Origin of the sequence: Escherichia sp. WS1118 (assembly GCF_046487695.1) — a bacterium.
GTDB lineage: Bacteria > Pseudomonadota > Gammaproteobacteria > Enterobacterales > Enterobacteriaceae > Escherichia > Escherichia coli.
Genome location: NZ_JBJQIZ010000001.1, coordinates 647995 through 671779 on the forward strand (window position 1 = coordinate 647995; position 23785 = coordinate 671779).

20 protein-coding genes are annotated in these 23785 nt (G+C 52.6%); 7 read left to right on the plus strand and 13 right to left on the minus strand.

Annotated features, from left to right (window positions below; translation table 11 throughout):
- Positions 1–88 precede the first annotated feature (88 nt).
- Positions 89–1018 (minus strand): TIGR01212 family radical SAM protein, encoded by a 930-nt coding sequence (locus ACJHYO_RS03160; RefSeq protein WP_001298679.1) that lies wholly within the window; start codon positions 1016–1018, stop codon positions 89–91.
- Positions 1019–1692: 674 nt separating this feature from the next.
- Between ACJHYO_RS03160 and gltB the strand changes: the two genes are divergently transcribed.
- The 3 genes from gltB to ACJHYO_RS03175 all read left to right on the plus strand — a co-directional run bounded on the left by gltB (position 1693) and on the right by ACJHYO_RS03175 (position 8894).
- Entirely contained in the window at positions 1693–6153 is a 4461-nt protein-coding gene (gltB, locus tag ACJHYO_RS03165) for a glutamate synthase large subunit (RefSeq protein WP_001357725.1), read from the plus strand.
- 12 nt (positions 6154–6165) lie between these two features.
- Entirely contained in the window at positions 6166–7584 is a 1419-nt protein-coding gene (gene gltD, locus ACJHYO_RS03170) for a glutamate synthase subunit GltD (RefSeq protein ID WP_085455559.1), read from the plus strand.
- 182 nt (positions 7585–7766) lie between these two features.
- A complete protein-coding gene (locus tag ACJHYO_RS03175; RefSeq protein WP_000445149.1) occupies positions 7767–8894 on the plus strand; it encodes a YhcG family protein in 1128 nt (375 codons plus the stop codon).
- A 59-nt stretch (positions 8895–8953) separates the two neighbouring features.
- On the opposite strand, the gene nanQ is transcribed toward ACJHYO_RS03175, so the two are convergent.
- From nanQ to zapE, 11 genes are all read right to left on the minus strand, one after another.
- Positions 8954–9418, minus strand: coding sequence for an N-acetylneuraminate anomerase (gene nanQ / locus ACJHYO_RS03180; RefSeq protein WP_000979873.1), 465 nt, complete (start codon positions 9416–9418; stop codon positions 8954–8956).
- Positions 9415–10290 carry an N-acetylmannosamine kinase gene (gene nanK, locus ACJHYO_RS03185; RefSeq protein ID WP_085455560.1) on the minus strand — a complete coding sequence of 292 codons (876 nt, stop codon included), beginning with the start codon at positions 10288–10290 and terminating at the stop codon, positions 9415–9417. The genes nanQ and nanK overlap by 4 nt, the downstream gene beginning before the upstream one ends.
- Entirely contained in the window at positions 10287–10976 is a 690-nt protein-coding gene (locus tag ACJHYO_RS03190; RefSeq protein WP_000054239.1) for an N-acetylmannosamine-6-phosphate 2-epimerase, read from the minus strand. The genes nanK and ACJHYO_RS03190 overlap by 4 nt, the downstream gene beginning before the upstream one ends.
- Before the next feature lie 47 nt (positions 10977–11023).
- A complete protein-coding gene (gene nanT / locus ACJHYO_RS03195) occupies positions 11024–12514 on the minus strand; it encodes a sialic acid transporter NanT (RefSeq protein ID WP_000108474.1) in 1491 nt (496 codons plus the stop codon).
- Between the two features lie 108 nt (positions 12515–12622).
- Positions 12623–13516: an N-acetylneuraminate lyase gene (gene nanA, locus ACJHYO_RS03200; protein ID WP_000224714.1), complete on the minus strand. Its 894-nt coding sequence runs from the start codon at positions 13514–13516 to the stop codon at positions 12623–12625.
- A 121-nt stretch (positions 13517–13637) separates the two neighbouring features.
- Positions 13638–14429, minus strand: a complete 792-nt coding sequence (gene nanR, locus ACJHYO_RS03205) for a transcriptional regulator NanR (protein ID WP_000074796.1) — start codon at positions 14427–14429, stop codon at positions 13638–13640.
- Positions 14430–14536: 107 nt separating this feature from the next.
- Positions 14537–15034: a ClpXP protease specificity-enhancing factor gene (gene sspB, locus ACJHYO_RS03210; RefSeq protein ID WP_000366127.1), complete on the minus strand. Its 498-nt coding sequence runs from the start codon at positions 15032–15034 to the stop codon at positions 14537–14539.
- Positions 15035–15039: 5 nt separating this feature from the next.
- On the minus strand, positions 15040–15678 hold the full coding sequence (gene sspA, locus ACJHYO_RS03215) for a stringent starvation protein SspA (protein ID WP_000257293.1): 639 nt from the start codon (positions 15676–15678) through the stop codon (positions 15040–15042).
- Between the two features lie 394 nt (positions 15679–16072).
- Entirely contained in the window at positions 16073–16465 is a 393-nt protein-coding gene (gene rpsI / locus ACJHYO_RS03220; RefSeq protein WP_000829818.1) for a 30S ribosomal protein S9, read from the minus strand.
- Positions 16466–16480: 15 nt separating this feature from the next.
- Positions 16481–16909: a 50S ribosomal protein L13 gene (rplM, locus tag ACJHYO_RS03225; RefSeq protein WP_000847559.1), complete on the minus strand. Its 429-nt coding sequence runs from the start codon at positions 16907–16909 to the stop codon at positions 16481–16483.
- Between the two features lie 219 nt (positions 16910–17128).
- A complete protein-coding gene (gene zapE / locus ACJHYO_RS03230) occupies positions 17129–18256 on the minus strand; it encodes a cell division protein ZapE (RefSeq protein ID WP_021524548.1) in 1128 nt (375 codons plus the stop codon).
- A 193-nt stretch (positions 18257–18449) separates the two neighbouring features.
- On the opposite strand from zapE, the gene zapG reads away from it, so the two are divergent.
- From zapG to degS, 3 genes are all read left to right on the plus strand, one after another.
- Positions 18450–18848 carry a Z-ring associated protein ZapG gene (gene zapG, locus ACJHYO_RS03235; protein WP_001295270.1) on the plus strand — a complete coding sequence of 133 codons (399 nt, stop codon included), beginning with the start codon at positions 18450–18452 and terminating at the stop codon, positions 18846–18848.
- Positions 18849–19001: 153 nt separating this feature from the next.
- On the plus strand, positions 19002–20369 hold the full coding sequence (gene degQ / locus ACJHYO_RS03240; protein ID WP_001337629.1) for a serine endoprotease DegQ: 1368 nt from the start codon (positions 19002–19004) through the stop codon (positions 20367–20369).
- Between the two features lie 89 nt (positions 20370–20458).
- The gene (gene degS / locus ACJHYO_RS03245) at positions 20459–21526 is read left to right on the plus strand and encodes an outer membrane-stress sensor serine endopeptidase DegS (RefSeq protein WP_000497726.1); all 1068 of its coding nucleotides are present in this window, start codon (positions 20459–20461) and stop codon (positions 21524–21526) included.
- 62 nt (positions 21527–21588) lie between these two features.
- On the opposite strand, the gene mdh is transcribed toward degS, so the two are convergent.
- Entirely contained in the window at positions 21589–22527 is a 939-nt protein-coding gene (mdh, locus tag ACJHYO_RS03250; protein WP_001295272.1) for a malate dehydrogenase, read from the minus strand.
- A gap of 434 nt (positions 22528–22961) precedes the next feature.
- On the opposite strand from mdh, the gene argR reads away from it, so the two are divergent.
- Positions 22962–23432, plus strand: coding sequence for a transcriptional regulator ArgR (argR, locus tag ACJHYO_RS03255; protein WP_001257847.1), 471 nt, complete (start codon positions 22962–22964; stop codon positions 23430–23432).
- Positions 23433–23785: the final 353 nt, after the last annotated feature.

Sequence of the window (23785 nt, forward strand, 5' to 3'; positions counted from 1 at the left end):
TTCCTTCACGACAACCTGCCCCAATAATACCCAATTCTGACAGTTACGTTATAAATTGTGTGAGAAATGCGGAATTCCCCTCAATGGCCTACGCCGTTGGAGGTAGCCACGGACGTCCCAGCGCCGATCCCTGTACGCCATGTTCATTCAGATAACGATCCAGCCCGACCATTCCCGTCCATCGATTTTCGCACCACAGCGGAGCAAGCAGCGTCGGGCGACGGGCGCTGGCGGAAATGCGGTGGTAGATCACTTCCGGTGGCGTATGGCGAATCATTTCTCCGGCAGTGAGCGTGTAATCCTCCAGTTCAATTCCGTTCAAACGCCCCGCTTCCCAGGCTTTCGCCATAATGCTGCCTTTCACTATATGCAGCGGATGCAGCTTTATGCCGTCCACGCCGGTTTCAACCACTCGCTCCAGCGTTTGCAAACATTCAGCCTGCCCTTCGCCAGGCAGGCCAACAATTAAGTGAGAACACACCTTCAGCCCACGCTCACGCGCCAGCTGCGTCGTGCGCTGATAGCAGGCAAAATCATGACCGCGATTGATGCGATGCAGCGTTTTGTCGTGGGCGGTTTGTAGCCCCAGCTCCAGCCACACTTCGTAGCCCTGGTCCTTATATTCGCAAAGCAGATCCAGCACCGCATCCGGCACGCAGTCCGGGCGGGTACCAACACACAAACCGACAATATTGGCCTGGCTCACCGCCTGCTGATACATCGAACGCAGCACCTGAACTTCCGCAAAGGTGCTGGTATACGCCTGAAAGTAGGCCAGATAGCGTTTAGCGCGGTTAACTAAATTCGCCTGGTGCGCCAGTTGCTCGGCAATGGAACGATGCTGCTGCGCTTCATCGGCAAACGAGGCAACATTACAGAATGTGCAGCCGCCACGCCCGATGGTACCGTCACGGTTAGGGCAGCTAAAACCGCCATGCAGCGTCAGCTTATGCACCTTTTGCCCATAACGACGGGTGAGATCACCACCAAACATATTGACTAATTTCTGTAACTGCATAATCTGATAGACCGCGCCTTGAAAAGAGGCCAAAGCCTGCCATTTTTAGCCCAATTCGGCGATGACCTGGATCAATCGTCCCGGCCTGCTTTTATCAACTGCATAATCAATCAAAATTACCGAAATTTCATGCACAATCACATAAATCACTTTTGCTTATCTTGTGTCAGATTTTTTTATCTCCTTATGGATTTTAGGCAAAAACAGTAGCATGAAACGTTATTACCAATTAAGGCAGTATAAAATGCTGGTTTTCTCGTCAGTTCAAGGCAGGATAAGGGTTAACACGCCTTTATGACAGTCAGGTATTGGCTGTTTCTCTAACGACGCCCCTTTTAGCCTTAAATAGAAAATCCAATTTAATTTCAGATAATTAATAAAGAATTTTGCGCTAAAGCACATTTCTGTACCAATAAGCTTGCCATTTGACCTGTATCAGCTTTCCCGATAAGTTGGAAATCCGCTGGAAGCTTTCTGGATGAGCAGCCTGCTCATCATATTTATGCAGTAATTGAGATCCCCTCTTCACCGTATTAACCGATGCGAAAAGGACAACAAGGGGGCGAATGCGAGGCGCGCGTATGACACGCAAACCCCGTCGCCACGCTCTTACTGTGCCCGTGCGCAGCGGTTCGGAAGTGGGGTTCCCGCAGAGCCTGGGGGAGGTTCACGATATGTTGTACGATAAATCCCTTGAGAGGGATAACTGTGGTTTCGGCCTGATCGCCCACATAGAAGGCGAACCTAGCCACAAGGTAGTGCGTACTGCAATACACGCACTGGCCCGCATGCAGCACCGTGGCGCGATTCTCGCCGATGGTAAAACCGGTGACGGTTGCGGCTTGCTGTTACAAAAACCGGATCGTTTTTTTCGCATCGTTGCGCAGGAGCGCGGCTGGCGTTTAGCAAAAAACTACGCCGTCGGGATGCTCTTCCTGAATAAAGATCCTGAACTCGCCGCTGCCGCACGCCGCATCGTTGAAGAAGAGCTGCAACGCGAAACGTTGTCGATTGTGGGCTGGCGTGATGTCCCCACTAACGAAGGCGTGCTGGGTGAAATCGCCCTCTCCTCTCTGCCACGCATTGAGCAAATTTTTGTGAACGCCCCGGCAGGCTGGCGTCCGCGCGATATGGAGCGCCGTCTGTTTATCGCCCGCCGCCGCATTGAAAAGCGTCTCGAAGCCGACAAAGACTTCTACGTCTGTAGCCTGTCGAATCTGGTCAATATTTATAAAGGTCTGTGTATGCCGGCGGATCTGCCGCGCTTCTACCTGGACCTCGCTGACCTGCGTCTGGAATCGGCCATCTGCCTGTTTCACCAGCGCTTTTCCACTAACACCGTACCGCGCTGGCCGCTGGCGCAGCCGTTCCGCTACCTCGCGCATAACGGTGAAATCAACACCATCACTGGTAACCGCCAATGGGCGCGTGCGCGTACCTATAAATTCCAGACGCCGCTGATCCCTGACCTGCACGACGCCGCGCCGTTCGTCAACGAAACCGGCTCTGACTCCAGTTCGATGGATAACATGCTGGAACTCCTGCTGGCAGGCGGGATGGATATCATCCGTGCCATGCGTCTGTTAGTGCCACCAGCCTGGCAGAACAACCCGGATATGGACCCGGAACTGCGTGCCTTCTTTGACTTTAACTCCATGCATATGGAGCCGTGGGATGGTCCGGCAGGCATCGTGATGTCTGACGGTCGTTTCGCCGCCTGTAACCTCGACCGTAACGGTCTGCGTCCGGCACGCTACGTCATCACCAAAGATAAACTGATCACCTGCGCCTCTGAAGTCGGTATCTGGGATTATCAGCCTGACGAAGTGGTCGAAAAAGGCCGCGTAGGGCCAGGCGAACTGATGGTGATCGACACTCGCAGTGGGCGCATTCTACACTCGGCAGAAACCGATGATGACCTGAAAAGCCGCCATCCCTATAAAGAGTGGATGGAGAAAAACGTCCGCCGTCTGGTACCGTTTGAAGATCTGCCCGATGAAGAAGTGGGTAGCCGCGAACTGGACGACGACACGCTTGCCAGCTACCAGAAACAATTTAACTACAGCGCGGAAGAGCTGGATTCGGTGATCCGCGTACTGGGTGAAAACGGTCAGGAAGCGGTCGGTTCGATGGGCGACGACACCCCATTCGCCGTGCTCTCCAGCCAGCCGCGCATTATTTACGACTACTTCCGCCAGCAGTTTGCTCAGGTAACCAACCCGCCAATCGACCCGCTGCGCGAAGCGCATGTTATGTCGCTCGCCACCAGTATCGGTCGTGAAATGAACGTCTTCTGTGAAGCAGAAGGCCAGGCGCACCGTTTAAGCTTTAAATCGCCGATTCTGCTCTATTCCGATTTCAAACAGCTCACGACGATGAAAGAGGATCACTACCGCGCAGATACGCTGGATATCACCTTTGACGTCACTAAAACCACGCTCGAAGCGACGGTGAAAGAGCTGTGCGACAAAGCCGAAAAAATGGTACGTAGTGGCACCGTGCTGCTGGTGCTCTCCGACCGGAATATCGCTAAAGATCGCCTGCCGGTTCCGGCTCCGATGGCGGTTGGCGCGATCCAGACCCGTCTTGTCGAGCAAAGCCTGCGTTGCGATGCCAACATCATCGTAGAAACCGCCAGCGCCCGTGATCCGCACCACTTCGCCGTGTTGCTGGGCTTCGGTGCGACGGCTATTTATCCGTACCTTGCCTATGAAACGCTGGGCCGCCTGGTAGACACCCACGCGATTGCCAAAGATTATCGTACCGTGATGCTCAACTACCGTAACGGCATCAACAAAGGCTTGTACAAAATCATGTCCAAAATGGGCATCTCCACCATCGCCTCTTACCGCTGCTCGAAACTGTTTGAAGCGGTCGGTCTGCACGATGATGTCGTAGGCCTGTGCTTCCAGGGCGCGGTTAGCCGCATTGGCGGGGCGAGCTTTGAAGACTTCCAGCAGGATCTGCTGAATCTGTCGAAACGTGCCTGGCTGGCGCGCAAGCCCATCAGCCAGGGCGGCCTGCTGAAATACGTGCACGGCGGCGAATACCACGCCTACAACCCGGACGTGGTGCGCACACTGCAGCAGGCGGTACAAAGCGGCGAGTATAGCGACTATCAGGAATACGCGAAGCTGGTTAATGAGCGTCCGGCAACCACGCTACGCGATCTGCTGGCAATTACGCCGGGTGAAAACGCAGTCAACATTGCCGATGTTGAACCGGCAAGCGAACTGTTTAAACGCTTCGATACCGCTGCGATGTCTATCGGCGCGTTAAGCCCGGAAGCCCACGAGGCGCTGGCGGAAGCGATGAACAGCATCGGCGGTAACTCAAACTCCGGCGAAGGCGGTGAAGACCCGGCGCGCTATGGCACTAACAAAGTGTCGCGCATCAAGCAGGTGGCGTCCGGTCGCTTTGGGGTTACTCCGGCGTATCTGGTCAATGCCGACGTCATTCAGATAAAAGTCGCCCAGGGCGCGAAGCCGGGTGAAGGTGGTCAGTTACCGGGTGATAAAGTCACTCCTTACATTGCCAAACTGCGCTATTCGGTGCCGGGCGTGACGCTGATCTCCCCGCCGCCGCACCACGATATCTATTCTATTGAGGATTTAGCGCAGCTGATTTTCGACCTCAAACAGGTTAACCCGAAAGCGATGATCTCCGTGAAGCTGGTTTCCGAACCGGGCGTAGGCACCATCGCGACTGGCGTGGCAAAAGCTTATGCCGATTTAATCACCATCGCAGGCTATGACGGCGGCACCGGCGCAAGTCCGCTTTCATCGGTGAAATACGCAGGCTGTCCGTGGGAGCTGGGGCTTGTTGAAACCCAACAGGCGCTGGTTGCCAACGGCTTGCGTCACAAGATCCGTTTGCAGGTCGATGGCGGCCTGAAAACGGGTGTCGATATCATCAAAGCGGCGATTCTTGGCGCGGAAAGTTTTGGCTTCGGCACTGGCCCGATGGTAGCGCTTGGCTGTAAATATCTGCGAATTTGCCACCTGAACAACTGCGCCACGGGTGTAGCAACTCAGGATGACAAACTGCGTAAGAATCACTATCACGGCCTGCCGTTCAAAGTGACTAATTACTTTGAGTTTATCGCCCGTGAAACCCGCGAGCTGATGGCACAGCTGGGGGTAACGCGTCTGGTGGATCTGATTGGTCGCACCGACCTGCTGAAAGAGCTGGACGGTTTCATCGCCAAACAGCAGAAACTGGCACTGTCGAAGCTGCTGGAGACTGCCGAGCCGCATCCTGGTAAAGCGCTCTACTGCACCGAAAACAACCCGCCGTTTGATAACGGCCTGCTGAACGCGCAGTTGCTGCAACAGGCAAAACCGTTTGTCGATGAACGCCAGAGCAAAACCTTCTGGTTCGATATCCGCAACACCGACCGTTCTGTCGGCGCGTCGCTTTCAGGCTATATCGCCCAGACGCACGGCGATCAGGGGCTGGCTGCCGATCCTATCAAAGCGTACTTCAACGGCACCGCAGGCCAGAGCTTCGGCGTGTGGAACGCGGGCGGCGTGGAACTGTACCTGACCGGTGATGCCAACGACTATGTCGGTAAAGGCATGGCGGGTGGCTTAATCGCCATTCGTCCTCCGGTTGGCTCAGCCTTCCGCAGCCATGAAGCGAGCATTATCGGCAACACCTGCCTGTATGGCGCGACCGGTGGTCGTCTGTATGCCGCAGGCCGCGCGGGTGAACGTTTCGGCGTGCGTAACTCCGGTGCTATCACCGTGGTAGAAGGCATTGGCGACAACGGCTGTGAATATATGACGGGTGGTATCGTCTGTATTCTGGGTAAAACCGGCGTTAACTTCGGCGCGGGCATGACTGGCGGCTTCGCTTACGTTCTCGATGAAAGCGGCGATTTCCGCAAACGCGTTAACCCGGAACTGGTCGAGGTCTTAAGCGTTGACGATCTGGCGATCCATGAAGAGCATCTGCGTGGTCTTATCACCGAGCATGTTCAGCATACCGGTTCCCAGCGTGGTGAAGAGATTCTGGCGAACTGGTCAACCTTCGCCACTAAATTTGCGCTGGTTAAACCGAAGTCCAGTGATGTAAAAGCACTGCTGGGTCACCGTAGTCGTAGCGCAGCAGAGTTGCGCGTGCAGGCGCAGTAAGGGGTAGCAACAATGAGTCAGAATGTTTATCAATTTATCGACCTGCAGCGCGTTGATCCGCCAAAGAAACCGCTGAAGATCCGCAAAATTGAGTTTGTTGAAATTTACGAGCCGTTTTCCGAAGGCCAGGCCAAAGCGCAGGCTGACCGCTGCCTGTCGTGCGGCAACCCATACTGCGAGTGGAAATGCCCGGTACACAACTACATCCCAAACTGGCTGAAGCTCGCCAATGAGGGGCGTATTTTTGAAGCGGCGGAACTGTCGCACCAGACAAACACCCTGCCGGAAGTTTGCGGACGTGTCTGCCCGCAAGACCGTCTGTGCGAAGGTTCCTGCACCCTGAACGATGAGTTCGGTGCGGTGACCATCGGCAACATTGAGCGTTATATCAATGATAAAGCGTTCGAGATGGGCTGGCGTCCGGATATGTCCGGCGTGAAACAGACCGGTAAAAAAGTAGCGATTATCGGCGCAGGTCCGGCGGGTCTGGCGTGCGCGGATGTCCTGACGCGCAACGGCGTAAAAGCGGTTGTCTTCGACCGTCACCCGGAAATTGGCGGCTTGCTAACCTTCGGTATTCCGGCCTTCAAGCTGGAAAAAGAGGTAATGGCGCGCCGCCGTGAAATCTTCACCGGCATGGGTATTGAATTCAAACTCAATACCGAAGTGGGCCGCGACGTACAGCTGGACGATCTGCTGAGTGATTACGATGCCGTGTTCCTTGGCGTCGGGACTTATCAGTCAATGCGCGGCGGGCTGGAAAACGAAGACGCCGATGGCGTGTACGCAGCGCTGCCGTTCCTTATCGCCAACACCAAACAGTTAATGGGCTTTGGTGAAACCCGCGACGAACCGTTCGTCAGCATGGAAGGCAAACGCGTGGTGGTCCTTGGCGGTGGCGACACTGCGATGGACTGCGTGCGCACGTCTGTACGCCAGGGGGCAAAGCACGTTACCTGTGCCTATCGTCGTGATGAAGAGAACATGCCGGGTTCCCGCCGCGAAGTGAAAAACGCGCGGGAAGAAGGCGTAGAGTTCAAATTCAACGTCCAGCCGCTGGGTATAGAAGTGAATGGCAACGGCAAAGTCAGCGGCGTAAAAATGGTGCGCACAGAAATGGGCGAACCGGATGCCAAAGGCCGTCGCCGCGCGGAGATTGTGGCAGGTTCCGAACATATCGTTCCGGCAGATGCGGTGATCATGGCGTTTGGTTTCCGTCCACACAACATGGAATGGCTGGCAAAACACAGCGTCGAGCTGGATTCGCAGGGGCGCATTATCGCCCCGGAAGACAACGACAACGCTTTCCAGACCAGCAACCCGAAAATCTTTGCTGGCGGCGATATCGTCCGTGGTTCCGATCTGGTGGTGACCGCTATTGCCGAAGGTCGTAAGGCGGCAGACGGTATTATGAACTGGCTGGAAGTTTAAGCCTGTCCCAGCGCCGCCTCCTCAGAAAAGAGTCGGCGCTGAAATTCTCCTTTCTTTCTGGAAAGCGCCTCGCATAATCTGAAGAAAACCAATGTAATACGCTCATCTGGATTGTTACCGGTAGATGCCCGGCGTATAGCTGATTCCATTATTCAACGCAGCGCCATATAAAGGGACAGATAATGGAATCGCTCTCAGAGAGAACCTCAACAGGCTACCAGCAAATCCACGACGGTATTATTCACCTGGTCGATAGCGCCCGGACGGAAACGGTACGTAGCGTTAACGCGCTGATGACCGCGACATACTGGGAAATTGGCCGACGAATTGTCGAATTTGAACAAGGTGGCGAGGCCAGGGCTGCGTATGGTGCGCAGCTAATCAAGCGACTATCAAAGGATTTAAGTCTAAGGTATAAGCGTGGGTTCTCTGCAAAAAACTTACGCCAAATGAGGCTTTTTTACCTCTTTTTTCAACATGTTGAAATTCGCCAGACAGTGTCTGGCGAATTAACACCATTGGGAATTCCGCAGACACCATCTGCAGAATTCCCATCGGCAAAGATTTGGCAGACGCTGTCTGCCAAATCTTTCCCCCTGCCCTGGTCCACCTACGTCCGTTTACTTTCTGTTAAAAACCCTGATGCCCGCAGCTTTTATGAAAAAGAGACGCTCCGCTGTGGTTGGTCTGTCCGCCAGCTAGAGCGGCAAATTACGACCCAATTTTATGAGCGAACACTACTGTCACATGACAAATCAGCCATGCTGCAACAACACGCTCCTGCCGAGATGCATATTCTTCCGCAACAGGCGATACGCGATCCCTTTGTGCTCGAATTTCTGGAGTTGAAAGATGAATACTCAGAATCTGATTTTGAGGAGGCGCTGATCAACCACCTGATGGATTTCATGCTGGAACTTGGGGATGATTTTGCCTTTGTTGGTCGGCAGCGAAGGTTACGCATTGATGACAACTGGTTTCGGGTCGATCTGCTGTTTTTCCACCGCCGTTTACGCTGCCTGCTAATCGTCGATCTAAAAGTGGGCAAATTCAGCTATAGCGATGCCGGACAGATGAATATGTATCTCAACTACGCCAAAGAGCACTGGACACTACCGGATGAAAATCCGCCCATCGGTCTGGTTCTCTGTGCAGAGAAAGGAGCCGGCGAAGCGCATTATGCACTGGCTGGTTTGCCTAACACCGTTCTGGCGAGCGAATATAAGATGCAACTACCTGATGAAAAACGACTCGCGGATGAACTCGTTCGAACACAGGCGGTGCTAGAGGAAGGCTATAGACGCCGTTAATTTCAGCGGTTTCGAATTCTGCAGACAGTGTCTGCAGAATCTTTAAAACGAACTAAGTTTTAAGCCATTAAATCAGCCTTAACCTTCACCACAACCTTTTTAATCTCATCAGGTTCGCCGACAACGCATCCTGGTTTATGCGGTTCTCCCGGCATAAACACGGCGAACATTCCCGGTTTCAGGATGATGGCTTGCTCGTTTTCAATGGCGCTGCAAAGCTGATAATCATCTTCATGGTGGAACTCTTCACACTGACGCGCAGTGCCTGCCATGCCAAACAGAATCCGTTCCTCACCGTTTAATAACAGCTGGATATCAATGTATTGTTCGTGCAATTCGGCTTTTTTCTCAACAGGCGATTGAGTATTAAATGTCATGACATTCATAAAGATATTGTCGCCCTGTAATTCGTAACGGCCAGGCGCTTTTTCTTGCGGTCTGGCAGCTAATGCCAACGTTAACGCGTCCTGTAACGCAGGATGTAATCCGGCAGACGGTAATGACTGTACTTCACCCATCATCATAATATTTCTCCCTGGGCCAACAGCGCAGCCCCAAGTAAACCTGCATCGTGGCGGTAGTGCGCCGCCAGTAAATCAACATGAAATGCCGCTGGCTCCTGCGCCAGATACGTTTCCACCAGCGCCAGATACCCTTCTGCCAGACCAACGCTGCCACCGACCACCACGCACTGGCAATCAGTTGTGGCTTTAATATCAGCGATCAGCCTTGCAAGCGTACGTGCGGAGCGGTGAATCAGTTGCTGCGCCTGCTCATCACCCTGCCCGGCGCGCGTGAAAATAGTTTTCGCATTCGCACCAGCCAACTCCCCCTGCGCTGCCGTTGCAATGCCGCGACCAGAAGCAATCGCTTCCACGCAACCTGTGCGTCCACAGCCGCAGACTGGACCATGCGGATCGGCAAGCGTATGCCCGATATGCCCCGCCAGACCGCCAGGGCCGGTACGCAGTTTACCGCCGCTCACTACACCGCCGCCAACGCCGGTGGAAACAGTGATAAACACCATATCGGTTATATCGCCATCCAGCGCCTGATACTCCGCCCATGCTGCGGCCTGCGCATCATTAATGGCAATGGTCGGCAAATTGGTAAGTTGCTCCAGCGTTTTGACTAACGGAAAGTGTAACAATCCACCGAGATTATGCGGATTCAGCGCCAGCAAGCTGCCGTCGCGAATAATTCCGGTTGAAGCGATGGCAACCCGCTGCGCATGTGCTTGCAACGGAGAGACTAATGCGGATAAGGCATCACGCAGCGCCTGCGGAGTCTGGCTGGCAGGCGTAGGAAGTTCTCGGCGATCGCGGATCTGCCCGTCAGCGCCAATCAGCGCGGCGGCAAGTTTAGTACCGCCGATATCAATCGCCAGTATGGTCATAGCACCGCCTTTTTCATCGCTGTGTTGTACCACTGACAAATGTGTTCAAGACGCGTAATGGCAGAACCGACCGTCACCGCCCACGCGCCGTGGCGCATCGCATCCGCCGCCTGAGCAGGCGTGTTGTAACGCCCTTCGGCAATCACCCGGCATCCGGCGTCGCTCAACGTTTTCACCAGCGCCAGATCCGGCTCTTCTGGCGTTTCAGGCGTGGTATAGCCAGAAAGCGTAGTGCCAATAATTTCGGCTCCCAGCTTTTGGCATGCCAGGCCGTCTTCCGGCGTTGAGCAGTCGGTCATCGCCAGTAAACCGTGATGGTGAATACGTGCCAGCAGCGTTTCAACAGGTACCGGACGCGGTCGGTCGGTGCCGTCAATGGCGATAATGTCCGCGCCCGCCTGCGCCAGCGCATCAACATCTTCAATATAGGCCGTGATGCGTACCGGAGAATCCTCCAGATCGCGCTTCACAATCCCGATAATCGGCACGCTCACCACCGCACGCGTGGCTTGCAGATTTGCCACACCTTCAATACGAATGGCGACCGCGCCCGCCTGCTCTGCCGCTAATGCCATGGCAGCGACGATTTCGGGTTTATCGAGCGGGCTGTCCGGAACCGGCTGGCAGGAGACAATCAGGCCACCGTTAGCAGCGATTTTTTGATCCAGTTGTGCAAGTAACGACATACATCTTCCCTTAGCGAAAGGCCCGGTACAGAGACCGGGCAACAGGATTAACTTTTGGTTTTGACTAAATTGTTTTTGGCGCTGCCAAATGGCACGGCACCGCTAAATGGTTTGCCGTCGATAGCGTCATGAGTACGCAATGCTTCCGGGCGCAGCCAACGCTGAACACGAGAAGGCATATCCAGACCAATCAGCAGGATCACCACAAATGTCAGACTGAACGAGAGCGATGCCAGCGCAGTACCCAGATCCAGACGTTGAGCGATCAACGCGCCGATGATTGGGGCCAGTGCACCGCCCAATGCGCCAACGTTGTAGGTAAAGCCCAGGCCCGCTGCACGCTGGTCGGTATCGAAATAACCGCCAATCAGTTTCGGTAAGATCCCGGCGATCCCTTGTCCAAGCATTTGCTGGAAGAACAGTAACAGACCGAGCACCCAGACGTTTGCGCCGCCAATCGCAAATACCGGAATAATCAGCAGCTGCGAGGCCAGCAGACTACAAACGTACGCTTTGCGGGTTCCCAGCCAGTCACCGAGGAAGCCCCCGACGCAGCACCCCACCGCCGCGCCAAAGCCACTAAAGAACAGCACATTGGCGACAGTATGCGGGTCATAAGCCAGATCGGTTTTCAGATACGTTGGCAGCAGCGCCTGAATCGGCCATGAGTAGAGGAAAGCGAACAACACGACCACCATCAGCATTACGCCCGTTGGCCAGCGTTTGCCCGTACTCTGCACCATAAAGCTGATAAAGATTGCGGCGCATAACAGCCCAAGAACAGCGACGATCGCGGCATTTTGCAGGTTACCGGCGAAGCAGAACCACAGCGCAGTAGCCGCCGCCAGTGTCATTACGATATTGGCAATGCGATGTTCACCACGGTAGAGAATGTCTACCATCGTGCGTACTGGTGCTTTACCCCCGTGTTTCTCTTTCCAGTCTTCCGCTTCCGGGATGTTTTTACGCAGCCAGAGAGCAAAGATGATTGGCAAAATGCCGATAAAGAACAGCGCACGCCAGCCCCAGACCGGAACCACCAGACTATAGACCTGAGCGGCAACGACGGCCCCCACTGAGAAGCCTGAAATCAGAAAACCACTGGCTTTGTTACGCAGATGCTTTGGCCAGCTTTCAATGACATAGGTGGCGCTGGAACCGTATTCACCCGCCATCCCCATGCCAATGACCAGACGAGCGATAAACATGGTGATGTAGCCTGGCGCAAAGCCGCAGGCCAGCGTCCCGGCCGAGAAGAGAACGATGCTGGTGACCATTGCCAGACGACGCCCGTAGCGGTCACCCATAGCGCCGAGCATCAGGCCGCCGAACCAGCGAGAGATAAAGGCTGCGGAGATCAGACTTGCCGCCTGCACCGTCGTCAGCCCGAATTCACCCTGTACTTCGGTGAGTACCAGGGCGATTAAAACGAAATCAAAACCGTCAAGCAGATATCCCAACCAGGCAGCGGAAAATGCCCGCCATTGTGCGCGGTTAAGATGGCGATACCACGGGATATTCTGGGTTGTAGTACTCATTGTGAGTCTCCCGCGGTGGGCGATGCCCACACGCTTTGGTATGAAAATTGTAGGGTACAGATGCGTTTATTTCCCCTCACCCGGTAGGGGCGAGCGAGGGGAAACAACTCACCCGCGCTCTTGCATCAACTGCTGGGCCAGCGCCTTCAGTTCTGGCAGATATTTTTCATCTACCGGACCAAACGGTTTGCGGCACAGCGGCACAGAAACGACATCCATATAATGCAGGACAGTTTTCAGGCCGCGGAATACGCCAGTTTTGATCAGTAAATCAATGACTTTGTTGCACTCAGTTTGCAGTTTCTGCGCGGTCTGGATATCGCCTTCTTTCAGCGCCTTCACGATCCCCTGATAACGCCAGCCCATGATGTTGTAAGTGCTGCCGATACCGCCGTCTGCGCCCGCCAGAAGACCAGAGGCGAAGATTTCGTCGTAACCGTTATAGAGCACCAGATCAGGATGTTCACGACGGATCTGCTCCATCTGATAGAGATCGCCAGAGGTCTGTTTCAGCGCACCTACACCAGGCAGCGTAACCAGGGTGTTGATCTGATCCAGGGTCAGTTTTACCCCGCTCAGGGCTGGAATGTTGTACACCACCATCGGCAACCCATCCGCCGAATCAATAATTGCCCGATAGTGATCGCAGTGTTCTTCAAAGCTGAAAGGATAGTAGAACGGCGTGACGGCGGAGACGGCATCGAAGCCATAACGTTTAGCCGATGCCGCAAGTTGTTGGCTTTCGGCGGTGCTGACGCAACCGACGTGGGCGATGAGTTTAATCTTACCTTTCGCCTCTTCAGCGACGATTTCCAGTACCTGTTCACGCTCTGAAAGGCTCTGTACAAAGGCTTCGCCTGTCGAACCACCCACGTACAAACCGTCGATGCCCTGCTGAATATTGAACTGAACCAGGCGGCGCAGACTCGCTTTATCCAGTGCTTGTTGTTGGTCAAAAGGAGTCAGGAGTGCAGCCATTACGCCACGTAAATTCGTTGCCATAAATACCTCTGAAGTGATGCTTGTCTGATAAACGATATACCTTTATACCTGTTATACCAGATCAATTAAGCAACACCCCATACAGAAAGCTTATAATGCGATCTGCTTCACTAAAGTGGCATTATTTCTTTTTGTTGGTGGTCTGACCGAAGGCGTGCCAGGTAGCAGAGACGCTGTTGAGATGCGATTGCAACGCGCGATCGGCTTCGTCAGGATCATGACGGCGGATCGCGTCAACGATCGCAATATGCTGTTGATAGCTAACGTTGTTATGCTCATGCAGAGCCTGATCGGTCACGGTTGGACGTGCGGCGATTAGCCAGTCGAGCAGGGCAACGTGGATCGCCATGAAGATTGGGTTACCAGGGATCTCCGCCAGAACGCGGTGGAAATCAACGTCTGAGCGAATGAATGCCGCGTTGTTATCCAGCGACTGACTGTTGATTTCCAGTGCTTTTGCCAGCAAATCGATTTGCTCATCGGTGGCGTGTTCAGCCGCATAGCGCACCAGGCTGGATTCAAAAAACAGACGTAATTGTTCGAAATGGGCAATCCCACCAGGATGAGAAAGGAAATCTTTCGCCATGCCGGAAAGCTCGCCGATGATGGTGTCCGCAGAAGGACGTGAGACGCGGGCACGTTCGCCGTTGTTTATTTGCACCAGACCTTTGCGTTTTAACGCTGCCAGCGCTTCGCGCACCGAAGGACGCCCGACGTTAAAGAACGCCATCAGTTCGCGTTCAGACGGTAATTGTTCACCTTCGCCAAATTCACGACGGCGGATCATCTGTTCCAGCTCTTCTTCCACCATTTCGGAGAGTTTTTTACGCGCCAGCGGGCGGCTGCGCAAGTTGCGCCCGATAGTGGTAGTAGAATCTTCAGCTTGCGGATCAAATGCGTTCATAGGACTCATTCAGGAAAATGCGTTAGCGGATAATAACGACGCTATCGTAGCACAGTATCAAAGTCAGGCGAAAAGATGACAGATAGCAAAACAGGCCACATGGGCCTGTTTTCATTTTACTTCACAACGCGTAATGCCGGTCGACCACCGCGTGGTGGCTGCGGAGGTTCATCGTCAGGATGAGTTTCATCATCGTGATCTGGCTTGTCGCCATCGATAACCGACATAACGGTTTCGTTGTCTGCCGATGCCTCTTCATCATTCATGATGCTGGCATCTTCATCGTAGGCAGCTTCAGGCTCAAACATCGTGCCTGCACCATTTTCACGGGCGTAGATAGCCAGCACGGCAGCCAGCGGCACAGAAACCTGACGCGGAATGCCACCAAAGCGCGCGTTAAAGCGCACCTCATCATTCGCCAGTTCCAGATTGCCGACAGCACGCGGCGCAATGTTGAGTACGATTTGCCCGTCACGCGCATATTCCATAGGAACCTGCACGCCTGGGAGCGTCACATCCACCACCAGGTGCGGCGTGAGCTGGTTATCCAGCAACCACTCATAGAATGCACGCAGCAGATAGGGACGACGTGGTGTTAGCTGTGACAAATCCATACAGATTAACTCCGGCCCAGACGCATTTCACGTTCTGCTTCAGTTAAAGAAGCAAGGAAAGAGTCACGTTCAAAGACGCGGGTCATATAGCCTTTCAGCTCTTTCGCACCCGGGCCGCTGAACTCGATGCCCAGTTGCGGCAGACGCCACAGCAGAGGAGCAAGGTAGCAATCGACCAGGCTGAACTCATCGCTCAGGAAGTACGGCTTCTGACCGAAGACCGGCGCAATCGCCAGCAGTTCTTCGCGCAGTTGCTTACGTGCGGCATCGGCTTCAGAAGCTGAACCGTTGATGATGGTGTTCATCAGCGTGTACCAGTCTTTTTCGATGCGATGCATGTACAGACGGCTTTCACCGCGAGCTACCGGGTAAACAGGCATCAGTGGCGGATGCGGGAAACGCTCATCCAGATATTCCATAATGATGCGAGATTCCCACAGGGTCAGCTCACGATCCACCAGGGTCGGAACGCTCTGATTCGGGTTGAGGTCAATCAGATCCTGAGGCGGATTGTCCTTTTCCACGTGTTCGATCTCGAAACTTACACCTTTCTCAGCCAGCACAATGCGGACCTGATGGCTATAGATGTCAGTAGGACCGGAAAACAGCGTCATTACCGAACGTTTGTTGGCAGCGACAGCCATGAAAACCTCCAGGTATAGTCAGAATTTTTACTGCTACCAGCCACCAGGTGGCCAGTCAGAAGTTGTGTTACCCAGTAAGGAACGACTCTCTTTGTTCGAAAATCAAACAAAAAATGAGCAATACCCGACATTTGGGCAGAAAATTGGATGATAGTTTACCAGATTTTGCGACCTTTGTGGTGAGTCGATGCCGGAAATGGGGAAAAAGAGATGCGCTTTAGTCTGAAATAGTTGACTTAGTCCCTTATTGGCGATGTGGTTTTTGTTTTACCTGTCTGTCAGGTGGCAGCAAAAAGCAACTTTCCATTTTTTACGCTGATGCAGATTTTAGCCATAAAAAAACCCGCCGAAGCGGGTTTTTTCGCAAATTGTTTTCTGCCGGAGCAGAAGCCAATTAACGTTTGGAGAACTGCGGACGACGACGTGCTTTACGCAGACCGACTTTCTTACGTTCAACCTGACGAGCGTCACGAGTAACGAAGCCAGCTTTACGCAGTTCAGAACGCAGGGACTCGTCGTATTCCATCAGAGCGCGGGTGATACCGTGACGGATCGCACCAGCCTGACCAGAGATACCACCACCTTTAACGGTGATGTACAGGTCCAGTTTCTCAACCATGTCGACCAGTTCCAGCGGCTGACGAACTACCATGCGAGCAGTTTCACGACCGAAGTACTGTTCCAGAGAACGTTGGTTGATTACGATTTTACCGTTGCCCGGTTTGATGAAAACGCGAGCTGCGGAACTTTTGCGGCGACCAGTGCCGTAGTATTGATTTTCAGCCATTGCCTATAATCCCGATTAGATGTCAAGAACTTGCGGTTGCTGTGCCGCGTGGTTGTGCTCGTTACCCGCGTAAACTTTCAGTTTACGGAACATAGCACGACCCAGCGGGCCTTTTGGCAACATGCCTTTAACCGCGATTTCAATCACACGCTCAGGACGGCGAGCAATCATCTCTTCAAAGGTCGCTTGTTTGATACCACCGATGTGGCCGGTGTGGTGATAGTACACTTTGTCAGTACGCTTGTTGCCGGTTACAGCAACTTTGTCAGCGTTCAGAACGATGATGTAATCACCGGTATCTACGTGCGGAGTGTATTCCGCTTTGTGCTTACCGCGCAGGCGACGAGCCAGTTCAGTAGCCAGACGGCCCAGAGTTTTACCGGTCGCGTCAACAACATACCAGTCGCGTTTTACGGTTTCTGGTTTAGCTGTAAAAGTTTTCATTAAAAGCTTACCCAATAAATAGTTACACGTTGGTGAACACCCAAACGTCTTCAATTGTTGAGGTTCACACGACAAAGTCCGGCAAACCTACCCCTTCGAATAGCCTATGCCAGCACACAAAAAGTTTCGGGAAAAAAAACTTTCTTGTAACGTGGGGTCGCAGGATTATAGAGAAGTCGGGGTCAAAGATCGACCCCTTTTTGTGATTTGTGGCAGGTTTTACCCCGCCAAATGCTCGCGCTTCAAATACTCTTCGCTTTGCATCTCTTGCAGACGTGACAGGCAACGCTGGAACTCAAACTTCAGCCGCTCGCCCTGATAAATTTCATACAGCGGCACTTCTGCACTCACCACTAATTTGACATGGCGCTCGTAAAACTCATCCACCAGCGCAATAAAGCGTCGCGCTTCGCTCTCCATCAACCGCGTCATAACTGGTACATCAAACAACATGACCGTGTGAAAGAGGCGTGAGAGCGCAATATAGTCATGCTGACTGCGGGCGTCGACGCACAGCGTAGTAAAAGAAACCGCCAGCGTCTGGTTCTCGACGCCCATTGTCGCCAATGGCCGATGGTTGATTTCTAACGTCGGTGAATTTTCTCGTTTCGCCCCCGCCAGCGCCAACCATAGTTTATCCATTTGCGCCCGGATTTCATCGTTGAGTGGCGAAAGCCACAGGTGCGCCTGAGTGAGTGTACGCAGGCGATAATCAACACCAGCGTCCACGTTCATTACATCACAATGCTGTTTAATGGCATCGATTGCAGGCAAAAAACGCGCACGTTGCAGGCCATTTCGATAAAGTTCGTCCGGCGGAATATTTGACGTCGCTACCAGGGTAATACCGCGGGCGAACAGGGCTTTCATCAGACCGCCAAGTAGCATGGCATCGGTAATATCAGAAACAAAAAATTCGTCAAAACAGAGCACGTCAGTTTCTGCTTTAAAGCGATCGGCGATAATTTCCAGCGGATCGCTTTGGCCTTGTAATTCGGTCAGCTCATCGTGCACCCGCAGCATAAAACGGTGAAAGTGCAGGCGCTGTTTCCGCTCTCCCGGCAGACTTTGATAGAAAAGGTCCATCAGCCAGGTTTTCCCGCGTCCTACACCGCCCCACATATATAAGCCACGCACTGGCATATGCTTTGTGTCTTCGCGTTTACCCCACAGCTTACCGACCCGCGCCATTAGCCCACTCGTCCTGGGGGCTGGTGGCGTGCTATTGATGAGTTCCTGATAAATAATTTCCAGGCGGCTGACGGCCTCTTTTTGAACGTCGTCGGGTTGATGGCTGCCTTCATTGAGCGCCTTCAGGTATTGCGATGTTGGGGTAACGCTTTGCATGATCTTATTGTTATTCCTTGAATAATCGGTGCGCCGTTGTTCACGGTTGACGAAAAAAAGGCCGTTCTACACTACGCGATATGCTGTCGGGATTCCACTTCTGTGGAATTAACGGTTATAGTGGCATAATCAGCCGCAGGCATGGAGCCTGAAGCCAACACCCTACGGAAACAAAAGACAACGGGAGATGTTCATGACCTGGGAATATGCGCTAATTGGGTTAGTCGTCGGCATCATTATTGGTGCTGTGGCCATGCGTTTTGGTAATCGTAAACTACGCCAGCAACAGGCGTTGCAGTACGAACTGGAAAAGAATAAAGCTGAACTGGACGAGTATCGCGAAGAGCTGGTTAGCCACTTTGCCCGCAGCGCGGAATTACTGGATACCATGGCGCACGACTATCGCCAGCTGTATCAGCACATGGCGAAAAGCTCCAGTAGCCTGCTGCCGGAACTGTCTGCGGAAGCAAACCCGTTCCGTAATCGTCTGGCAGAGTCTGAAGCCAGCAACGATCAGGCACCGGTGCAGATGCCTCGCGACTATTCTGAAGGCGCATCCGGCCTGCTGCGTACTGGCGCGAAGCGCGACTAATTTATTTTTCGGGCGCAGCCATTGCGCCCTCCTCTTCTCTCCCTCCCCGACTATCATTTAATCTGGTGTCTCATTGTTAGCCGTCTGAAAATTCAATAACATCAAACTGTTTTGAATCTCTTTTCTTATCATTCAGGTACGAGAGCAGGAATAATGAAAAAACAAACCCAGCTGTTGAGTGCATTAGCGTTAAGTGTCGGGTTAACTCTCTCGGCGTCATTTCAGGCCGTCGCGTCGATTCCAGGCCAGGTTGCCGATCAGGCCCCCCTCCCCAGTCTGGCTCCAATGCTGGAAAAAGTGCTTCCGGCAGTGGTGAGCGTACGGGTGGAAGGAACGGCCAGTCAGGGACAGAAAATCCCGGAAGAATTCAAAAAGTTTTTTGGTGATGATTTACCGGATCAACCTGCACAACCCTTCGAAGGTTTAGGCTCCGGTGTCATCATCAACGCCAATAAAGGCTATGTGCTGACCAACAACCATGTGATTAATCAGGCACAGAAAATCAGTATTCAGCTCAATGATGGGCGCGAGTTTGATGCAAAACTGATTGGTAGCGATGACCAGAGCGATATCGCCCTGTTGCAAATTCAAAACCCGAGCAAATTAACGCAAATCGCTATTGCCGACTCCGATAAATTGCGCGTCGGTGATTTTGCCGTGGCGGTCGGTAACCCATTTGGCCTTGGGCAAACCGCCACCTCTGGCATTATATCCGCATTAGGCCGCAGCGGGTTGAATCTTGAAGGTCTGGAAAACTTTATCCAGACAGATGCTTCCATTAACCGCGGTAACTCCGGCGGTGCACTGTTAAACCTTAACGGTGAGTTAATTGGCATCAACACTGCAATCCTTGCGCCTGGCGGCGGTAGCGTCGGGATTGGATTTGCCATTCCCAGTAATATGGCGCGAACACTGGCGCAGCAGCTTATCGACTTTGGAGAAATCAAACGCGGCCTGTTAGGCATCAAAGGCACCGAGATGAGTGCCGATATCGCCAAGGCCTTCAACCTTGACGTGCAGCGTGGCGCGTTTGTCAGCGAAGTGTTGCCAGGTTCTGGCTCGGCGAAAGCGGGCGTCAAAGCGGGCGATATTATTACCAGCCTCAACGGCAAACCGCTGAATAGCTTTGCTGAGTTGCGCTCTCGTATCGCGACCACCGAGCCGGGCACGAAAGTGAAGCTTGGCCTGCTGCGTAACGGCAAACCACTGGAAGTAGAAGTGACGCTCGATACCAGCACCTCTTCGTCGGCCAGCGCTGAAATGATCACGCCAGCGCTGGAAGGTGCAACGTTGAGCGATGGTCAACTAAAAGATGGTGGCAAAGGTATTAAGATCGATGAGGTTGTCAAAGGAAGCCCAGCTGCTCAGGCTGGCTTGCAAAAAGACGATGTGATCATTGGCGTCAACCGCGATCGGGTGAACTCGATTGCTGAAATGCGTAAAGTGCTGGCGGCAAAACCGGCCATCATTGCCCTGCAAATTGTACGCGGCAATGAAAGCATCTACCTACTAATGCGTTAATGTCGTAAACCGGGCATCAGGCTGACGTGTGATGTCCGGTTAACTCGTGGTATGCTGCTGCCGTTCCCTTTTTTAACGATGCCTCCATCATGTTTGTGAAGCTCTTACGTTCCGTTGCGATTGGATTAATTGTCGGCGCTATTCTACTGGTTGCCATGCCTTCGCTGCGCAGCCTTAACCCGCTTTCCACTCCGCAATTTGACAGTACCGATGAGACGCCTGCCAGCTATAATCTGGCGGTTCGCCGCGCCGCGCCAGCGGTGGTTAACGTTTATAACCGCGGTTTGAACACCAACTCTCACAACCAGCTTGAGATCCGCACCCTGGGATCTGGTGTAATCATGGATCAACGCGGGTATATCATCACCAATAAACACGTGATCAACGACGCCGATCAGATCATCGTCGCCTTACAGGATGGACGTGTTTTTGAAGCGTTACTGGTTGGCTCTGACTCTCTAACCGATCTGGCGGTGCTGAAAATTAACGCCACAGGCGGTTTACCAACGATTCCGATCAATCCACGCCGCGTACCGCACATTGGCGATGTGGTTCTGGCGATCGGTAACCCGTACAACCTCGGGCAGACCATTACCCAAGGGATTATCAGTGCCACGGGTCGAATCGGTCTGAACCCGACCGGGCGGCAAAACTTCCTGCAAACCGATGCTTCCATTAACCACGGTAACTCTGGCGGCGCGCTGGTGAACTCGCTGGGCGAACTGATGGGCATTAACACGCTGTCGTTTGATAAGAGTAACGATGGCGAAACGCCGGAAGGTATCGGCTTTGCGATTCCTTTCCAGTTAGCGACCAAAATTATGGATAAACTGATCCGTGATGGCCGTGTGATCCGTGGCTACATTGGCATTGGTGGACGTGAGATCGCCCCATTACATGCGCAGAGTGGCGGCATGGATCAACTGCAAGGGATCGTGGTTAACGAAGTGTCGCCTGATGGCCCAGCGGCAAATGCAGGCATCCAGGTCAACGATCTGATTATCTCTGTGAATAACAAACCCGCTATTTCCGCCCTGGAGACAATGGATCAGGTCGCGGAAATTCGCCCTGGTTCGGTGATCCCGGTTGTCGTGATGCGTGACGATAAACAGTTAACATTGCAGGTCACCATTCAGGAATATCCGGCGACCAACTAAGGTCAGCGTAAAAAAACAAAAACCGGAGTCTGTGCTCCGGTTTTTTATTATCCGCTAATCAATTACTTATTAACGAACTCTTCGCCCAGGGCGATATCTTTCTTCAGCGTATCCAGCATACCTTCCAGCGCGTTCTGTTCAAATGCGCTCAGAGTACCGATAGATTTACGCTCTTCCACGCCGTTTTTACCCAGCAGCAGCGGTTGAGAGAAGAAACGAGCGTACTGACCGTCGCCTTCAACGTAGGCACATTCGACAACGCCTTGTTCGCCCTGCAGTGCGCGAACCAGAGACAGACCAAAACGTGCAGCTGCCTGGCCCATAGACAGGGTTGCAGACCCGCCACCGGCTTTCGCTTCAACCACCTCAGTACCCGCGTTCTGGATACGTTTGGTCAGATCAGCCACTTCCTGCTCGGTAAAACTAACGCCAGGAACCTGTGACAGCAGCGGCAGAATGGTAACACCAGAGTGACCACCAATAACCGGCACTTCAACTTCGCCTGGCTGTTTGCCTTTCAGTTCCGCAACAAAGGTGTTGGAACGAATGATATCCAGCGTGGTAACGCCGAACAGTTTGTTTTTGTCATAAACACCGGCTTTTTTCAGCACTTCAGCAGCAATCGCAACTGTAGTGTTAACCGGGTTAGTGATAATACCAATGCACGCTTTCGGGCAGGTTTTCGCAACTTGCTGTACCAGGTTTTTCACGATGCCGGCGTTAACGTTAAACAGGTCGGAACGATCCATACCCGGTTTACGCGCTACGCCTGCAGAGATAAGAACGACATCTGCACCTTCCAGCGCCGGAGTCGCATCTTCACCTGAAAAACCTTTGATTTTCACAGCAGTAGGGATATGGCTCAGATCGACAGCCACACCGGGAGTCACTGGAGCGATATCATACAGAGAGAGTTCTGAACCTGAAGGCAGTTGGGTTTTTAACAGTAGTGCAAGCGCCTGGCCAATACCGCCAGCAGCGCCGAGGACTGCGACTTTCATCCTAAACTCCTTATTATATTGATAAACTAAGATATGTTGCTCCGCTGCCGCGACCTTAATCCACAAAATTGCCGTTTACAATGACCACATCTCAAGAATGTGTAGTCACGCAAGTTTAGCGTTTATGCATTTAATTGCCGTAATCAGGAACCTAACTTACGTAATTAACAGTCACTTATGCATTAGCGCAACATTCCAACAGGCGGTGACAATATACCCTACCGCTCAGCCAAAACAATATCAATTTGATAACAATTAATTTACTTTTAAGCAGAATTTGCAGGCCGTGACGCAGGCATGTTTCTCAATAACGAAATTTGATAAAATCCCGCTCTTTCATAACATTATTTCAGCCTTCTTCAGGGCTGACTGTTTGCATAAAAATTCATCTGTATGCACAATAATGTTGTATCAACCACCATATCGGGTGACTTATGCGAAGCTCGGCTAAGCAAGAAGAACTAGTTAAAGCATTTAAAGCATTACTTAAAGAAGAGAAATTTAGCTCCCAGGGCGAAATCGTCGCCGCGTTGCAGGAGCAAGGCTTTGACAATATTAATCAGTCTAAAGTCTCGCGGATGTTGACCAAGTTTGGTGCTGTACGTACACGCAATGCCAAAATGGAAATGGTTTACTGCCTGCCAGCTGAACTGGGTGTACCAACCACCTCCAGTCCATTGAAGAATCTGGTACTGGATATCGACTACAACGATGCAGTTGTCGTGATTCATACCAGCCCTGGTGCGGCGCAGTTAATTGCTCGCCTGCTGGACTCACTGGGCAAAGCAGAAGGTATTCTGGGCACCATCGCTGGCGATGACACCATCTTTACTACCCCTGCTAACGGTTTCACCGTCAAAGAGCTGTACGAAGCGATTTTAGAGCTGTTCGACCAGGAGCTTTAATCTCTGCCCCGTCGCTTCTGGCGGCGGGGAAAATGTTGCTTTTGCCTATCAACCCCCTGCTTTCCCCTGCGATTCATTTAACGAATAGTGCGTTTTACTGCGACATATCATTCACACAATGAATACATATAGTAAAAAAGCACATTATGCAAAATTCATTATCTAATTGAAAATACTATAATTAACAATAAATGATCGTGTTTTTAATTCTTTTTTGTTATTAAAATTCACATTTTTAACACTTAGTATCAACTGAAACAGTTAGCGTGGTATTAATTAGTTCAATAATTAGTGTATACTTGATTTTGTGATATGGGTCACGAAACAAAGGCCCAGCTAAAAGATTATGTCGA

Coding starts and splice junctions, on each gene's coding strand:
- ACJHYO_RS03160 (WP_001298679.1), bottom strand. CDS start 1,018: ATGCAGTTACAGAAATTAGTCAATATGTTTGGTGGTGATCTCACCCGT.
- gltB (WP_001357725.1), top strand. CDS start 1,693: ATGTTGTACGATAAATCCCTTGAGAGGGATAACTGTGGTTTCGGCCTG.
- gltD (WP_085455559.1), top strand. CDS start 6,166: ATGAGTCAGAATGTTTATCAATTTATCGACCTGCAGCGCGTTGATCCG.
- ACJHYO_RS03175 (WP_000445149.1), top strand. CDS start 7,767: ATGGAATCGCTCTCAGAGAGAACCTCAACAGGCTACCAGCAAATCCAC.
- nanQ (WP_000979873.1), bottom strand. CDS start 9,418: ATGATGATGGGTGAAGTACAGTCATTACCGTCTGCCGGATTACATCCT.
- nanK (WP_085455560.1), bottom strand. CDS start 10,290: ATGACCATACTGGCGATTGATATCGGCGGTACTAAACTTGCCGCCGCG.
- ACJHYO_RS03190 (WP_000054239.1), bottom strand. CDS start 10,976: ATGTCGTTACTTGCACAACTGGATCAAAAAATCGCTGCTAACGGTGGC.
- nanT (WP_000108474.1), bottom strand. CDS start 12,514: ATGAGTACTACAACCCAGAATATCCCGTGGTATCGCCATCTTAACCGC.
- nanA (WP_000224714.1), bottom strand. CDS start 13,516: ATGGCAACGAATTTACGTGGCGTAATGGCTGCACTCCTGACTCCTTTT.
- nanR (WP_000074796.1), bottom strand. CDS start 14,429: ATGAGTCCTATGAACGCATTTGATCCGCAAGCTGAAGATTCTACTACC.
- sspB (WP_000366127.1), bottom strand. CDS start 15,034: ATGGATTTGTCACAGCTAACACCACGTCGTCCCTATCTGCTGCGTGCA.
- sspA (WP_000257293.1), bottom strand. CDS start 15,678: ATGGCTGTCGCTGCCAACAAACGTTCGGTAATGACGCTGTTTTCCGGT.
- rpsI (WP_000829818.1), bottom strand. CDS start 16,465: ATGGCTGAAAATCAATACTACGGCACTGGTCGCCGCAAAAGTTCCGCA.
- rplM (WP_000847559.1), bottom strand. CDS start 16,909: ATGAAAACTTTTACAGCTAAACCAGAAACCGTAAAACGCGACTGGTAT.
- zapE (WP_021524548.1), bottom strand. CDS start 18,256: ATGCAAAGCGTTACCCCAACATCGCAATACCTGAAGGCGCTCAATGAA.
- zapG (WP_001295270.1), top strand. CDS start 18,450: ATGACCTGGGAATATGCGCTAATTGGGTTAGTCGTCGGCATCATTATT.
- degQ (WP_001337629.1), top strand. CDS start 19,002: ATGAAAAAACAAACCCAGCTGTTGAGTGCATTAGCGTTAAGTGTCGGG.
- degS (WP_000497726.1), top strand. CDS start 20,459: ATGTTTGTGAAGCTCTTACGTTCCGTTGCGATTGGATTAATTGTCGGC.
- mdh (WP_001295272.1), bottom strand. CDS start 22,527: ATGAAAGTCGCAGTCCTCGGCGCTGCTGGCGGTATTGGCCAGGCGCTT.
- argR (WP_001257847.1), top strand. CDS start 22,962: ATGCGAAGCTCGGCTAAGCAAGAAGAACTAGTTAAAGCATTTAAAGCA.